Genomic DNA, 15861 nt, shown 5'->3' with positions numbered 1-15861 from the left:
ATGAAGAGTATATTACACGGGAGGCTGATTATAAGCCTCCTGTTCCTGTTTTTAGCCTTGGGTGGTTTTGCCAAGGAACGTTATATTCCAGTCGGAGACGGGGGTATGCGGGTGGAATACAAGCATTATTGCCTCGGATTCAACAAGGAGCATAAACAAGCGAATTGGGTGTATTATGAATTGACTTCAGCCAACCTGACGGGGAAGGCCAGCCGGAAGAATGATTTCCGGGTAGACCCGAAGATCAGTCAATGGTGCGCCACGCCGGAGGATTACAAGCGAAGCGGTTATGACCGGGGCCATCTGTGTCCCGCGGCAGACATGTCGTTTGATGCGAAGGCGATGAGCGAGACCTTTTATATGTCGAATATGTCGCCTCAGGTTCCGATGTTCAACCGGGGAATCTGGAAGCAATTGGAAGAACATGTGCGGAACCGGGCCCGTAAAGAGAAACTTTACGTGGTTACGGGACCTATATTCAAGAGTAATAAAGGGGTTGTCGGGAAGGGAAAAGTCACCGTGCCGGGGTATTATTATAAGTTATTTTATTCTCCTTCCAAGCAGCAGATGATTGCTTACGTGCTGCCGAACGAGGAGAGCAAGCGTCCTTTAAATAGTTTTGCCGTTCCCGTGGATAAGGTCGAGAAAATGACGGGAATTGATTTCTTCTCTCAATTGCCCGATGAGTTAGAGCGGGTGCTGGAAGCGGACACGCTTTCGCATTTGCCATCAGTATCCGGGAAAGCAACCGAGAAATCGTATCGCCCGACGAGAGAACAACAAATTATCGCGGTGGTGGCCGTGATCGTAATTTTCCTGATCGTGCATTTGTTGATTAAATATTGGGGAGGGAAAAAGAAGAAAAAGAAACCGATACGGAAACCGAAACCTGTAAAGAAAAAGAAATAAGCCATACGGCTTATTTCTCTTTTAAAAGTTGGTCAATGACTTTCACCATTTCCTCGAATTCTTTGGGATCGTATAGGCGGGTGAGGAAGACGATATTCCCTTTTTTGTCGATAATCACGTTGCGGGTGACGCCGGCTCCTTGTGCAGCGAAGGTGTAGAACGCTTTTCCTTCTGGGTCAAGCAGTAGTGGATAGGTGATTTTGATGTCTTTGGCGAATTTTTCCGTTACTTCTTTTGATTCTTTGAAATCAATGCCAAACAGGGCGAAGTCGGGATTGTTTTTGTATTTCAACCAGATGTCTTTTTCGATGAAAGGCATTTCTTTCCGGCATACGCCACACCAGCTTGCGGTGAATTGCAACATGATCACTTTACCTTTCAGGTCTTTTAGATGTTTTTTCGTTCCGTCGGGGAACAATAATTCGATATCGGGAGCTTTTTCACCTACTTTCACGATGTATCCCCTGTCATCTTTCTGGGCTTTTGCCAGAGAACAGGTCATCACGAGTAATAATATAAATGTCAGTTGTTTCATGAAATATAGTTTTGAATTAATATCGTTTTAGACTTTTGGGACTCCCGCTCCAGGAACATCCCAGACAATAGAGGGTTTCCAAGTCGAAACCTTCGAGAGAATCCTGTTCATTCACGGGGATGATAACATGATCTGTCGTGACTTGCACGAGACATTGGTTCCCTTTTTCATCCTTCACGTAAAAGCGGCGGATTCCGCATTGTGGACATAGTAAAAATCTCATGTGAATTATTTTTGGTACATAGATAGTAAATATTTTTGTTCGTTATATACGGAAGGTGTTTTTTATTGGTTATGCTAGTGTTTTGTTTCGTATACGAAACAAAATGGCTATTTTTGTATCTCATTACTTGCACAAAATTATGGAACAACAGAATTATAAAATACATTTCGCCCCTGTTCAAGGGCATACTGATTGGACTTACCGGAATATACACGCGAAACATTTCGGGGGAGTTGATGCTTACTACACGCCGTTTATCCGGGTGGAAAAGGAGGATTCTTTTCGTTCTCGGGATATGAAGGATTGTGACCCGGAATTGAATAGCGTGGAGAATCTGGTCCCCCAAGTGCTGGGGGGAGAACCCGATGAGCTGGATGTTTGTTTGCAGATGTTGGAAGGACGGGGTTACAAGCAGGTGGATATTAATATGGGGTGTCCTTTTACGATGATCTCTCGACGGGGAAAGGGGGCTGGTTTGTTGTCCGATCCGGAACGGGTGCGGGCTTTGATGGATGTGGTGAAGGAATTCCCGGAGATTGGGTGTTCCGTGAAGATGCGTTTGGGGTGGGAAGATCCGGAGGAGTGTTTGCGGTTGTTACCCGTCTTGAATTCGACTCCGTTGGCGGCTGTATTTCTTCATGCCCGGGTTGGAGTGCAGGAATACAAGGGAGAAACCGACAAGGAGGCTTTCGAGGCTTTTTACAAGGGGTGTGAACACCCGTTATTTTATAATGGTGACATTGTTACGGTGGAGGATATTCATGCCGTGACGGAAAGATTTCCCCGGCTGGCGGGGGTTATGATCGGAAGAGGACTGTTATCCGATCCGGCTTTGGCACGGGAGTACGTGGAAAACACGATGCTCTCGCAAGAGGAAAAATTCCGGAAATTCAAGGCCTTCCATGCCGAGTTACTTGCAGCGTACATGGAGCGATTGCAAGGAGATCATCAGTTGTTGATGAAAATGAAAACGTTATGGGAATATTTTATGCCTGCAACGAATCGGAAGATTTTGAAAAAGATACAGAAAAGTAATAAGTTGACACAGTATAACGAGGCTGTCGTGAAAGCTTTTATCCCTAGCGAGGAAGAAGAGTAATAAGGGATGAAGAAAACAATATATATCATTATTGGTTGTATCTCCATCGTTCTTGGGGTTATCGGTATTTTTGTACCGGGTTTGCCCACGACTCCTTTTTTGTTGTTGAGTTCCTGGTTATTTTACAATAGTTCGAAAAAGTTGCATAATGCTTTGCATCGTTCGAAATGGTTGGGGCCCTATCTGCGACGTTTTCAGGAGCGAAAGGGGGTTGGGTGGAAGACCAAAGCGGTATCCATTGTCTGTATGTGGACGATGATTTCGATCTCCGCTTTCGGGTTTTTTGAGAACTGGCACGTGCGGTTGTTACTCTTGGGATTGGGTGTAATCGGGACGTGCAGCGTGTTGTTTATAGTGCCTAATGCCAAGAGGAGATAAAAAAATAAAACGCCCTGTAGGGGCGTTTTATTTTATCCGATCACGATATTCACGATTTTCTTCGGAACGATGATCATTTTCTTGATTTCTTTTCCTTCCAGCCATTTCGTTGACTCGGGAGCGGCTTTCACGGCGGCCTCGATCTCGGCATTGGTGGCGGTTAACGGCATGGGCAGTTTGAAACGTACCTTTCCGTTGAAAGAAACCGGGTATTCGAATTCATCTTCTACCAGGAATTTTTCTTCCCATTTCGGGAATGATTCTTTCGTGATGCTTTGGGAGTGACCCAGCAAGCTCCATAATTCTTCCGACATGTGCGGGGCAAAAGGAGCGAGAGCGATCACGAGAGGTTCAAGGATAGCCCGTTTGTTGCATTTCAGGGCGGTCAACTCGTTCGTGCAGATCATGAAAGCCGGGATAGAGGTGTTGAACGAGAAGTTCTCGATATCGTATTCGACTTTCTTGATCGTTTTGTGTAATACTTTTAACTCTTCCTTGGTGGGAGCTTCATCGCTCACGCTAAACTCCTCGCCAACTTGGAACAGGCGCCAGAATTTGCGCAAGAACTTGAATACCCCGTCAATACCTTGTGTATCCCACGGTTTGCTGAATTCCAGCGGTCCGAGGAACATTTCGTACAAGCGTAAGGTGTCAGCCCCGTATTCCTCGACAATGGTGTCGGGGTTTACCACGTTGAACATGGATTTGGACATCTTCTCGATCGCCCAACCGCAGATGTATTTCCCGTTTTCCAAGATAAACTCGGCGTTGGCGTATTCCGGCATCCAGGCCCGGAAAGCGTTTAAATCCAACACGTCATTCTTGACGATATTTACATCCACGTGAATCTCCGTGGTTTTATACCGGTCTTTTAATCCCACGGACACGAACGTGTTCGAACCCTGTATTCTATACACGAAGTTTGAACGTCCTTGAATCATTCCCTGGTTGATTAATTTCTTGAAAGGTTCTTCCTCGCAAGCAATCCCCAGATCATACAGGAACATGTTCCAAAATCGGGCGTAAATCAAGTGTCCCGTGGCGTGTTCCGAACCTCCCAGGTAAAGATCAACGTTCCTCCAGTAATTACATATATCCTTGTCAACAAGAGCTTTATCGTTGCGAGGGTCCATGTAGCGCAGGAAATAAGCGGATGATCCGGCGAAACCGGGCATCGTGTTTAGTTCCAGGGGATAACCTTCTTCTGTTTTCCAGTTTTGGGCCCGTCCCAGAGGCGGTTCTCCGGTCTCCGTCGGGAGATACTTGTCAATTTCGGGCAATTCCAACGGTAATTTGGATTCGTCCAACATGTAGGGAAGATCGTCCTTGTAATACACGGGGAACGGTTCACCCCAGTAACGTTGACGGCTGAAAATAGCGTCCCGTAAGCGGTAGTTGATTTTACTCTTACCGATACCTCTTTTCTCGACCTCCCCGGCGATATAGGCAATGGCTTCTTTTACTTCCATGCCGTTGATAATACCGCTATTGATCATTTTACCGGCTTTGGCGTCATAGGAGCCTTCGGACATATCGTGTCCCTCTCCATCGTCAATAACGGGAATGATCGGGAGGTTGAAATGTTTTGCAAACGCGTAGTCGCGACTGTCATGTCCCGGAACGGCCATGATAGCCCCGGTTCCGTAGCCGGAAAGCACGTATTCGCTGATCCAGATAGGTATCGCCTCGTTGGTGAACGGGTTGATGGCATACGAACCGGTGAATACTCCAGTGACTTTTTTCACTTCCGTTTGGCGTTCCCGTTCCGTGCGTTTTGACACGTAATCCAGGTATTCGGCAACGGCAGCAGCCTGTTCGGGCGTGGTCAACGGTTTCACATAGTCGGATTCGGGAGCCAGCACCATGAAACTAACCCCGAAAATTGTATCGGGACGAGTTGTGAATATTTCCAGTTTCAGGTCGGAGCCTTTCACGTCGAACTTCACGTCCGCACCTTGTGAGCGACCGATCCAGTTGCGTTGAATATCTTTTAGCGATTCGGACCAATCGATTTTGTCCAATCCTTCGAGTAATCTTTGAGCGTAAGCGGAAACCCGGATAGACCATTGGCGCATTTTCTTTTGTATCACGGGATATCCTCCTCGCAGTGACAGACCTTCTTTCACCTCATCGTTGGCAAGCACGGTTCCCAGTTCCGGGCACCAGTTTACCATCGTGTCGGCTAGGTAAGCCATCCGGTAGTTCAAAAGAATTTCCTGTTTTTCTTTATCTGTTTTGGCTTTCCATTCTTCAGCCGTGAAATTTAATTCTTCGCTGCAAGCGACATTTAAACCTTTTGTCCCGGCCGTTTCAAAAGCTTTCACCAGTTCGGCGATGGGCATGGCTTTTTGCTTGTCGTAGCAAAAAAAGCTATTAAACATTTGGATAAATGTCCATTGGGTCCATTTGTAATATCCCGGATCACAGGTACGGATTTCACGGTCCCAGTCGAAAGAGAATCCGATCTTGTCCATTTGTTCCCGGTAACGTTGGATGTTCTTTTCCGTGGTAATTGCCGGATGTTGTCCGGTTTGGATGGCATATTGCTCCGCAGGCAGACCGTACGCGTCGTAACCCATGGGATGCAGCACGTTGAAGCCTTTCAGGTGTTTATAACGGGAATAAATGTCGGAAGCGATGTACCCGAGCGGGTGTCCCACGTGTAGCCCGGCCCCGGATGGGTAAGGAAACATATCCAACACGTAGTATTTGGGCTTGGAAGGATCGACTTCCACCCGGTAAGTTTTGTTCTCTTGCCAGTAGCTTTGCCACTTTTTTTCGACTTCCTTGAAATTATATTCCATGTTAATCCTTTTTTAGTTTTCCAAATGAATCGCGAAGATAATAAAAATTACTCTATATTAATTCCGGGAATAATAGGATACTAATTTTTCGCTTATTCGTTAAAAAATTAATCAACAGTCTGATGCATGTTATTTCCTAAAATAGTTCACGATTTGTTATGGAGAGTATTTTGTAGAACACATCAGTTGAGCATAAGTCTGTTATTCTCGTTTCCTATAGGGGAATTTGTTCTGTAGCAGGATTTTTAAGGGGAATGTTTGAATCGTATCCCCATTATGGCGTATGTCGGGATTGTTTTTTCATCATTTTTAGGGATTGTTGAGTGAAATACATGACTTTATCTTTGCGACGTTAAAATGTCTGTTAAATTAAAACTTACTATAATGAAAAAAGTAAATTGGTTTGTTGTATGTGGACTAATATTGTTGGGTGCTTGTTTTGCGGCTTGTTCCGATGATGATAATGGTGGTGGTTGGGATGGAGAATCAGCCGTGGTTGATGCTCATGATTATGATATCTGGACGTATTTCAATTTTAAGACAGGTGAGACGAAAACGCTTAACGTGAAATCCCAAGAAGGGGGTATTACCGGGATATACACGGGAGATCTGGGAATTTCGGTTATGGGGAGTTCTTACGGGGGGCAGGAAGACGTGAAGTTGATTATTTCGACGGTGACCGCGGATACGGTTTTACTTTCTTTGGATAGTTTAGGTTTCAGTATGAGTGGAGAGGTTGATCCTTACTCGTTGTCAGCCAAGGCTACCATAAAGCAAAATGGAGATAAATGGGTGTTGACGGGAGTTCCTACCGATGTGGATGTTGTTAACGGAGGGGAGATCACGGTATATCATGAAGTAACTTTTAGTGGTGAGATAGGTGCGGCAGCCGGAAGTGCGGCCTCAATTAAGGTTACTTTTAAACCGGGAGGTATGCCGATGGCGATCACGGGAACTTATACGGTGAAAGATCGGGATAATAAGGTTTATATGTTGGAAGGAGACGAGACTTCTTTTGCCTGGGATATTGCTTTTCACAAATATGATGTTAAGACGAATGGCGGGGCTGCCGTGAAATTGAACACGACGGATTTGGCTTTAGTAACGGCCTCTTCTATTAGTGGCGAGAGTTTTGCGACGGACACGGATGGTCATCAGGTGATGGTGGATATGTCGAAGATGATGGAAGGTTTCGTGGGATACCAGACCACGAAGTTGAACGAGGTGTTGTGTGGTTGGGTAACGGCTACTCCCACGGGGTCGATGCCTCCTTATACTTACGAGTTAAATAGTAATGTGTTCGTGGTGAGGACCGCTGACGGGCAATATGCGAAAGTGAAATTCACGGATTATTCGAATGATAAGAATGTGAAGGTTTATGCCGCATTTGATTACGAGTTCCCTCTGAAATAATTTTGTTCATGATTTATCAACCGTAAGAGGATTCTGACATCTCTTACGGTTTTTGCCGTAAAATGGAATTAGATGAGAAACGGATTATTAATATTGTTTTTAATGTTTCTAGCGTCCTATGTGAGGGCGGACGAGAACACGAGGGAAGCCCCTTCTGTTGAATTAAAAGGAGTGGTCGTGGACGAGAAAGGCAGAGCATTACCCGGAGCTTCCGTGTGGGTGAAGGGTACGGTGGTGGGAGCCGGGACAAATGCGGACGGGGAATTCTCTATTAAGTTAACGACGAAGAAGAAATGCGTGTTGCGGATCAGTTTTATGGGGTATGCCCCGCAAGAAGTGGAGGTGACACCTGGGATGGATAGTTTGTATCGATTTACGTTGAAACCGAGTGATAATGCTCTGAATGAAGTGGTGATCACGGGCACCCGTACGTTGAAGCCGTTGAAAGATGTGCCTGTGCTTACGCGTGTGATTTCTCAGGAGGATATCCAGCAGATTAATCCCTTGGATTTGCAGAGTTTATTGGAATACGAGATGCCGGGGTTACAATTCGGGTTGGCCCACGGTTCGGGTTTACCGGAATTGAAATTTCAGGGGTCTGCCGGGGGATACGTGTTGTTCTTGCTGGACGGGGAGCGTATATCCGGGGAAGGTTCCAGTAATAATATTGATTATACTTTGATTGATATTGATAATATCGAGCGGATTGAGGTGGTGAAGGGGCCGATGTCAACCCTGTATGGCTCGCAGGCTATGGGGGGAGTGGTGAATATTATCACAAAAGATGCCAATCGTCCTTTCACGGGAAACTTATCTGCCCGTTACGGTAATAATGACGAGGGGAAGTATTCTTTGTCCTTGGGGACGAAACAGGGGCGGTTTTCGGCGTTGACCTCACTCTCTTATCGCATACGGGATGCTTACGCGTTAAAAGATAAAAACGGGCAGATTTCGTACACGCATTACAAGGATTCACACGGGAGAGATTCCGTGGTGGCGGATACGGCAACCAGGGGAATGACGAGTGTGAAAGGGTTCGAGGTTTGGTCTGTGAATCAGAAATTGAGTTTCACGTTTAACGAGCAATTCCGCATATCGTTGGACGGGACGTACTATAATAATCATGTGCTTGATTATATACAGGAGAAGGAGCAGGACGTGTTTTCCACGTACAAGATAAATCCGAAGATATATTATACGATCAATGATAATCATAGCCTGGATTTTTCTTATGTTTTTGAAAATTACGAGAAAAGGATAGAGTACAAGTCGAGTCCCACGGAGAAGATTTTCGGGGATCAGACGAATAACGTGCGGTTGAATTACACGGGGTACTTGCACGAGAAGCATATTTTGACGGCGGGGATCGAGGTGAACACGCAGCGATTGCAGCATTACTGGTTTGATAACGGTTCTGGGAAGACGTTTGACGCCCAGACGTACGTGTTGTATTTACAGGAGGATTATAAGGTGAGTGATTCGTTTAGTCTTCTGGCCGGGGTGCGTTCGGACTGTCATTCGAAGTACGGTTTCCATGCTAGCCCGAAGATTTCGTTGATGTACAGGCATGGGGTGTTGTCTTTGCGCGGCGGTTACGGAATGGGATTCCGTATTCCCTCGTTAAAGGAGTTGCATAGCGAGTACGATATGGGCGGTCAGGGATTCTTTATGATTTACGGGAATGAGGATTTGGACCCGGAGATCAGTCATCAGGGAACGCTTTCTGTCGAGGTGACGAAGGGAATTTTTAATGGTTCGGTATCCGGTTATTACACGAGGTATTTCCACGAGATCGGGTTGGGATTGACCTCGGACGGGAAGAATCAGCAATATTATAACGCGGCTGATGCCACGAGGACGGGGTTGGATGCGATGGTGCAGTTCCGTTTCAAGAATGGGTTGATGTTGAAAGGCGCTTATGCTTATATTGACGCGCATTCCAAGGTGGACGGTTATAATATGGCGAGCGATCGCCCGCATAGCTTGACTTTCACGGCGAATTATTCCAAGACGATGGGTAAGGTCACGTTATCGGCTGCCTTGAATGGCCGTTGGATGTCTTCGGTGGAGACTTGGTACAAGAGTGGTAACGGGTACGTGCAGAATGAATATGATAGCCGGACGTTTTGCTCGCTGAATCTAAGCGGGCGTTTCCCGAGAGGTTTTCGTTTTACGGCCGGGGTTGATAACTTGTTTGATTTTAAAGATAAGAACGTGACGGCTGATCAATCTGTTACCCCGCAACGGGGAATCGGGTTTACCGGTACGTTGTCCGTGAATCTGGCTGATTTGTTCAAATTATAAAATAAGTATACTGATGAAAAAGAAATGGCTTGCGTTTGGGTGTCTTTTGATTGTGATCTTGTTGGGTGTGTGGGGATATAAGGTGTGGTTCGGTACGACTAGGATTGCTTTCGTGAATTTCCAAACGATCACGATGGGAGGTATAGCGAAAGCGAACGACAATTCGTTTATTAAATTGCAGGAGGTGCCCGTGGAGGAGTTGGATCGGTTGTCCGGTTTCGATATGGTGTTTGTGAATGGAATGGGGTTACGTGTCGTGGAGGAACAGCGTCAGCAAATACAGAAAGCTGCTGATAAGGGTGTACCCGTGTACACGAGCATGGCGACGAACCCGGCAAATAATATATGCACGATTGATTCTGTTGATCAGGTGGCGATACGCGGTTATCTGGGTAGTGGCGGAAGACGGAATTATAAGAGTTTGTTGAATTATATCCGGAAGAATATTGATAAGAAGGTGATTTCGGTGGAGGAACCGGAGGCTCCGGTTGAAAGGGCTTCGGATGTCTTGTATCACGTGGATGTGGATAAGTCGGGGGACGAGCTTGATTTTATTTCCGTCGGGGAGTACGAGAAGTATCTGAAAAGTAAACAGCTGTACAAGGAGGGAGCGAAGAAAATCGTGGTGACAGGTCAAATGGCTGATGCGACGGGGTTGATTGATACCTTGGAACAGGTGGGGTATAATGTTTACCCGATTTTGTCTCTTCGGCGTCTGCTTGATTTCGTCCGGGAGATCGGCCCGGATGCCATGATCAATATGGCACATGGGCGGTTGGGCGATGATGTTGTGGGTTATTTGAAGGAGCATAATATATTGTTGTTTTCGCCGTTGACGGTGAATAGTCTGGTGGAGGAATGGGAACGTGATCCGATGGGGATGTCCGGCGGTTTCATGTCCCAGAGTATTGTTACCCCGGAGATTGATGGGGCTATCCGCACTTCGGCTCTTTTCGCGCAGTACGAGGATGAGGACGGTTTACGTCACTCTTTCGCGGTGCCTTCCAGGTTGAAGACTTACGTGGAAAATATACAACGAACCCTAGCTTTGAAGGAGAAGCCGAATAGCGAGAAGAAGGTGGTTATTTATTACTACAAGGGACCGGGGCAGAGCGCTATGAGCGCGGCGGGGATGGAGGTTGTGCCTTCGTTGTATAATCTGTTGAAGAAAATGAAGGAGGATGGGTATTGCGTGGAAGGTCTTCCGGCGAGTTCGAAGGAGTTGGAGAAGATGATCATGGCCGAGGGAGCCGTGTTTGGTACTTACGCTAACGGCGTGGTGGATCGGTTTATGAAGGAGAGTCACCCGTTGTTGATTTCAAAAGAAGAGTACGAGAGTTGGGTGAAACAGGCATTACGCCCGGAAAAGTACGCGGAAGTGGTTGCTGCTTTTGGGGAGTTCCCGGGAGAATATATGAGTTCGGCGGACCGCAAGCTGGGAGTATCCCGGATTGCTTTCGGGAACGTGGTGATTATGCCGCAGCCTGCTGCCGGGGGAGGCGATAATGCCTTCCAGATCGTACACGGGACGGATGAGGCTCCACCTCATTCTTATATTGCGGCTTATTTGTGGATGCAGTATGGTTTCCGGGCTGACGCGATGATTCATTTCGGGACGCATGGTAGTCTGGAGTTTACTCCCAAGAAGCAGGCGGCTTTGTGTGATCTGGATTGGCCGGATCGATTGGTGGGTAGTGTACCTCATTTTTATATCTATTCTATCGGTGATGTGGGTGAAGGGATGATTGCGAAACGTCGGGGATACGGGGTGTTACAGTCTTATCTGACTCCTCCGTTCATGGAAAGTAACGTGCGGGGTATTTACCGGAATTTGACGGAAAAGATAAAAGTATATAATCAGAAGTTGTATCCGGAAAAGGGTACGGCTAACCCGAAGGACGTGGAGCAAGCTTCTCTGGCGGTGAAGGAGTTGGCTGTTTCTTTAGGCATGCATCGGGAGCTGGGGTTGGATAGCGTCTTGACCACCCCGTACACGGAGGAGGAAGTGTTGAAGATCGAGAATTTTGCGGATGAATTGGCCGCAGAGAAGATTACCGGACAGTTGTACACGATGGGAGTTCCTTACGAGGCAGCCCGGATAGAGTCTTCCGTTTATTCGATGGCAACCGACCCGATCGCTTACGGGTTGTACGGGCTGGATCGATTGAGAGGGAAGGCTGATGCTGATGTTTTGAAGCGTAAAACTATTTTTACAGAGCGTTATTTGGACCCGGCGAAGCGATTGGTGGGTAGGTTGCTGGATGGCCGGGAAAATGTGAATGATGATTTTATTTGTCGGGTGTCCGGTATTACGAAAGAGGAGTTGGCGCAGGCGCGGGAGATTGACGAGGATCGGAATGCTCCCAAGGGAATGATGGCTATGATGATGGCTGCTGCGGCAAAACAGTCAACGGTGAAAACCGAACATAAGGAAGGTGGGATGTCGGGGATGATGAAAGGGATGATGAAGCAGCTGGGAAAAGATAAGACTCCCGAAGAAGCGTTGGCGATGGCCGAGAAGATGGGGGCCCCGAAAGAGGCCTTGGAGAAGATGAAGGCCGCCATGTCGAAGCCAAAGGAGGAGAATCCGGATATGAGTGCCATGATGCAAGGAAAAATGGGCAAGATGGCAAAGGGGAAAAGTTCCGAGGAGATGATGAAGATGGCCGAGAAGATGGGAGCCCCGAAAGAGGCTTTGGAGAAGATGAAGGCTTCGATGGCGAAGTCGGGAGAAGAAAAACCGGATATGAGTGCCATGATGAAGGCCATGATGGGGAAGAAGGAGAAGGAGTATTCGAAGGAAGAGGTAAGCAAGGCTTTGGCGATCATGGAAGTAGAACGGACGCTGAAGAACGTGAATAATTATAAACAGGCATTGCGGGAAAGTCCGGCGGCCGAACTGGAAGCGTTGATGAATTCGCTGGATGGCGGGTACACGGCTCCTTCGCCCGGAGGTGATCCGATCGTGAATCCGAACACGTTGCCGACGGGACGTAATCTTTTCGCAATTAACGCGGAGGAGACCCCGACGGAATCAGCCTGGGAGAAAGGAGTGCAGTTGGCAAAGAGTACGATTGAGATGTACCGGAAACGACATGACGGGGAATACCCGAAAAAGGTTAGTTACACGCTTTGGTCCGGGGAGTTTATCGAAACGGGAGGGGCCACGATTGCTCAGGTGTTGTATATGCTTGGCGTGGAACCCGTGCGGGATGCTTTTGGTCGGGTGAGCGATTTGAAATTGATTCCTTCTGTCGAGTTGGGGCGTCCCCGGATAGACGTGGTTGTGCAGACTTCCGGACAGTTGCGGGATATTGCGGCTTCTCGTCTTTTCTTGGTGAACCGGGCCGTGGAGATGGCTGCCGCCGCAAGGGATGATCAGTATGAGAATCAAGTCGCTGCGGGTGTTTTTGAAGCTGAAAAGACGTTGATTGATAAAGGAATTTCCCCGAAAGATGCCCGGGAGATTTCAACTTTCCGGGTTTTCGGGGGTGCGAATGGCGGTTACGGAACGGGTATCACGGGGATGGTGGATGCCGGAGACCGTTGGGAAGACGAGTCGGAGATTGCGGCAACTTATCTGAATAATATGGGAGCGTATTACGGTAGCGAGAAGAACTGGGAGAAATTCCAACAGTTTGCTTTCGAGGCCGCATTGACTCGTACGGATGTGGTGATTCAACCTCGTCAGAGTAATACGTGGGGAGCGTTGAGTCTCGATCACGTGTACGAGTTTATGGGAGGATTGAATCTGACGGTTCGTAACGTGACGGGAAAGGACCCGGATGCTTATCTGAGCGATTATCGTAACCGGAATAATAATAAGATGCAGGAGGTGAAGGAGGCTATCGGCGTGGAGTCGAGAACCACGATTTTCAATCCTTCTTATATTAAGGAAAAGATGAAGGGTGAGGCTACTTCGGCGGCTGGTTTTGCCGAAATTGTCCGGAATACTTACGGGTGGAACGTGATGAAGCCTTCGGTGATTGATAACGAGATGTGGGACGAGATTTATAACGTGTACGTGAAGGATAAATTTAATCTGGGAGTACAGGATTTCTTCGAGAAACAGAGTCCCGCGGCTTTGCAGGAGATCACGGCGGTGATGATGGAGACTGCCCGCAAGGGGATGTGGAAAGCAAGTGACCAGCAGTTGGCCGATTTGTCGAAGTTACACACGGATTTAGTCAAGAAATATAAACCGGCTTGTTCGGGATTTGTTTGCGATAATGCCAAATTGCGTGATTTTATCGCGTCTAAGGCGACTCCCGAGACGGCGAAGGAATACCGGAGTAGTATTCAGGAGGTTCGGGAGGTTGCTGTCGATCAGTCTAAGGGTATGGTGATGAAGAAAGACGAAATTGCTTCGGAAACCCGGAAACGTACGAATCAAGTGAGTACGCCGTGGATTGTAGGCGGGGTGATAGTCGTGTTGGTCGGTTTGGCTGTCCTGATGAGAAGAAGGCGTAAAAACAGAATGTAATCATGGATACGATTGTTTTGATATTAATTCTATTAACTGCATTTAATTTTTTGTTGAAACAGACTTTTTGGAAACCGGTGGCGGTGGGAGCCGCTACCGGTATCGCTGCTATTTTCGTGTTGCTGATGTGGCCTTATGCTATCGAGCAATCGAAGATGCAGATCGCGGATTGGTTGTCCAATAACCAGTTGATGTTGGATACGTCTGTTATTTTGACGATAGAATTGTCTCTACAAATGGCTTTTTGCTTGCTCTCGGTTCACGTGGCGAATTTTTCTCCGGTGAAACGACGTATGATGTGGGCTTATCGGGTGTTGTACTGGTTTCCCGGGGTACTGATTTTCCCGGTCTTGTTTTTCGGGTTGACCCAGGCGGTGTTTACTTTCCCGGGAGTATCGTTTCATCTGATCGCTTGGTTGTTTGCCGGGTTCGTTGTGGTCGTTATTCCCCTGGGACGTTGGCTTGTCAAATGGTTGTTGCCGGAAACGGAGTTGCGTTTGGAGTTGTTTTTCCTGACAAACGCTTTGGCGGCGATATTGGGAATTATCGCTACCGTGAACGGGCGAACGGCCGTGGACGGGACAACACGGGTGGATTGGGGAGCCTTGTCGGGATGTATCGGGCTTTTCGTGGCGGGTGCCGTGTTGGGGTGGATTGTGTATGTAATAAAAAGAAAACTAACTTTTAAATTAAGAAGATAATGAATGCGATTTCTGATATTATGTTTTGGATATCAACCGGGTTGTTGGTTCCTGTTATCGTGTTATTGATTTTATTGTTTTTTCGTTCGCTTTTGCTGGTGGGGAGCTTTTTCGGGCAATATGTTTCTATCCGTAAGACGGATAAATTGATCCGGGAGCAAATGGAGACGTTGCACGTGAATAATATAGATCAGTTTGCAGAGAAGTTGCCGGAGAAAAGTAATTCTTTGGTGGTGATGTTTATGAAACGGATTTTAGCCGAACAACAAAATAAGGCACAGGTGCAGCGATTGTTGGCGAATTTCGAGATCGCGGCAGATAAGGATCTGGCGATATCCAAGACGTTGACGAAGTTGGGGCCTATTTTGGGTTTGATGGGAACCTTGATTCCGATGGGACCCGCGTTAGTGGGCTTGTCCACGGGGGATATCGCTTCGATGGCTTATAATATGCAGGTGGCTTTCGCCACGACGGTGATCGGTTTGGTGGCCGGGGCGATCGGTTTCCTGACGCAACAGGTGAAACAACGTTGGTATTTGCAGGATATGACTAATCTGGAGTGTCTGGTAGAGGTGTTGAATGAAAAAAATGAGAAGTAATGAAACGTAATCTATTGAAGAAGGAAGAGGATAATGACCCGATTAGTGCCGTATCCAATCTGTTCGACGTGGCTATGGTGTTTGCCGTGGCCCTGATGGTTGCCTTGGTAACGCGATATAATATGACCGAGATGTTGTCCACGGAGGATTTTACGATGGTGAAGAATCCGGGGAAAGAGAACATGGAAATTATAACCAAGGAGGGAGAAAAGATTAATCGCTATACTCCCTCTGAAAATCAGGATAATTCCGGGAAGAGGGGGAAAAAGGTGGGGATCGCCTACGAGCTTGAGAACGGTGAGATTATATATGTTCCGGAGTAAAGGTGGGGAGTTTATTGAAGAGAAGCAGACTTTTGGGATAACCTTCTAAACTTTTATATTATATTTGTCGTGGAATCTAAAATAATTGTG

At 47.1% G+C, this 15861-nt stretch carries 12 protein-coding genes; 9 read left to right on the top strand and 3 right to left on the bottom strand.

The window, feature by feature from the left end; translation table 11 throughout:
• Entirely contained in the window at window positions 1-909 is a 909-nt protein-coding gene (locus DWW52_RS08400; RefSeq protein ID WP_118715048.1) for a DNA/RNA non-specific endonuclease, read from the top strand.
• Window positions 910-919: 10 nt separating this feature from the next.
• Here the strand turns inward: DWW52_RS08400 and DWW52_RS08395 are convergent, their stop codons facing one another.
• Window positions 920-1444: a TlpA disulfide reductase family protein gene (locus DWW52_RS08395; protein ID WP_118715047.1), complete on the bottom strand. Its 525-nt coding sequence runs from the start codon at window positions 1442-1444 to the stop codon at window positions 920-922.
• A gap of 16 nt (window positions 1445-1460) precedes the next feature.
• Window positions 1461-1667 (bottom strand): hypothetical protein, encoded by a 207-nt coding sequence (locus DWW52_RS08390; protein ID WP_118715046.1) that lies wholly within the window; start codon window positions 1665-1667, stop codon window positions 1461-1463.
• A 139-nt stretch (window positions 1668-1806) separates the two neighbouring features.
• On the opposite strand from DWW52_RS08390, the gene DWW52_RS08385 reads away from it, so the two are divergent.
• Complete coding sequence (locus DWW52_RS08385; protein ID WP_118715045.1) at window positions 1807-2766, top strand: tRNA-dihydrouridine synthase family protein; 960 nt, start codon at window positions 1807-1809, stop codon at window positions 2764-2766.
• Between the two features lie 6 nt (window positions 2767-2772).
• Complete coding sequence (locus tag DWW52_RS08380) at window positions 2773-3144, top strand: YbaN family protein (RefSeq protein WP_118715044.1); 372 nt, start codon at window positions 2773-2775, stop codon at window positions 3142-3144.
• Between the two features lie 32 nt (window positions 3145-3176).
• On the opposite strand, the gene leuS is transcribed toward DWW52_RS08380, so the two are convergent.
• Complete coding sequence (leuS, locus tag DWW52_RS08375; RefSeq protein WP_118715043.1) at window positions 3177-5948, bottom strand: leucine--tRNA ligase; 2772 nt, start codon at window positions 5946-5948, stop codon at window positions 3177-3179.
• Between the two features lie 384 nt (window positions 5949-6332).
• Between leuS and DWW52_RS08370 the strand changes: the two genes are divergently transcribed.
• The 6 genes from DWW52_RS08370 to DWW52_RS08345 all read left to right on the top strand — a co-directional run bounded on the left by DWW52_RS08370 (window position 6333) and on the right by DWW52_RS08345 (window position 15771).
• Complete coding sequence (locus DWW52_RS08370) at window positions 6333-7361, top strand: HmuY family protein (RefSeq protein WP_158582528.1); 1029 nt, start codon at window positions 6333-6335, stop codon at window positions 7359-7361.
• A gap of 72 nt (window positions 7362-7433) precedes the next feature.
• Complete coding sequence (locus DWW52_RS08365; protein WP_118715041.1) at window positions 7434-9665, top strand: TonB-dependent receptor; 2232 nt, start codon at window positions 7434-7436, stop codon at window positions 9663-9665.
• 13 nt (window positions 9666-9678) lie between these two features.
• Entirely contained in the window at window positions 9679-14148 is a 4470-nt protein-coding gene (locus DWW52_RS08360) for a cobaltochelatase subunit CobN (RefSeq protein WP_118715040.1), read from the top strand.
• 2 nt (window positions 14149-14150) lie between these two features.
• Entirely contained in the window at window positions 14151-14849 is a 699-nt protein-coding gene (locus DWW52_RS08355; RefSeq protein WP_118715039.1) for a hypothetical protein, read from the top strand.
• The gene (locus tag DWW52_RS08350) at window positions 14849-15448 is read left to right on the top strand and encodes a MotA/TolQ/ExbB proton channel family protein (protein ID WP_118715038.1); all 600 of its coding nucleotides are present in this window, start codon (window positions 14849-14851) and stop codon (window positions 15446-15448) included. The genes DWW52_RS08355 and DWW52_RS08350 overlap by 1 nt, the downstream gene beginning before the upstream one ends.
• The gene (locus DWW52_RS08345) at window positions 15448-15771 is read left to right on the top strand and encodes a DUF2149 domain-containing protein (protein ID WP_118715037.1); all 324 of its coding nucleotides are present in this window, start codon (window positions 15448-15450) and stop codon (window positions 15769-15771) included. The genes DWW52_RS08350 and DWW52_RS08345 overlap by 1 nt, the downstream gene beginning before the upstream one ends.
• Window positions 15772-15861 lie beyond the last annotated feature (90 nt).

The organism is Odoribacter sp. AF15-53 (assembly GCF_003479425.1).
Taxonomy (GTDB): Bacteria; Bacteroidota; Bacteroidia; order Bacteroidales; family Marinifilaceae; genus Butyricimonas.
The sequence above is the reverse complement of the archived record's forward strand: the minus strand, read 5'-3'. Positions and strand labels throughout refer to the sequence as shown.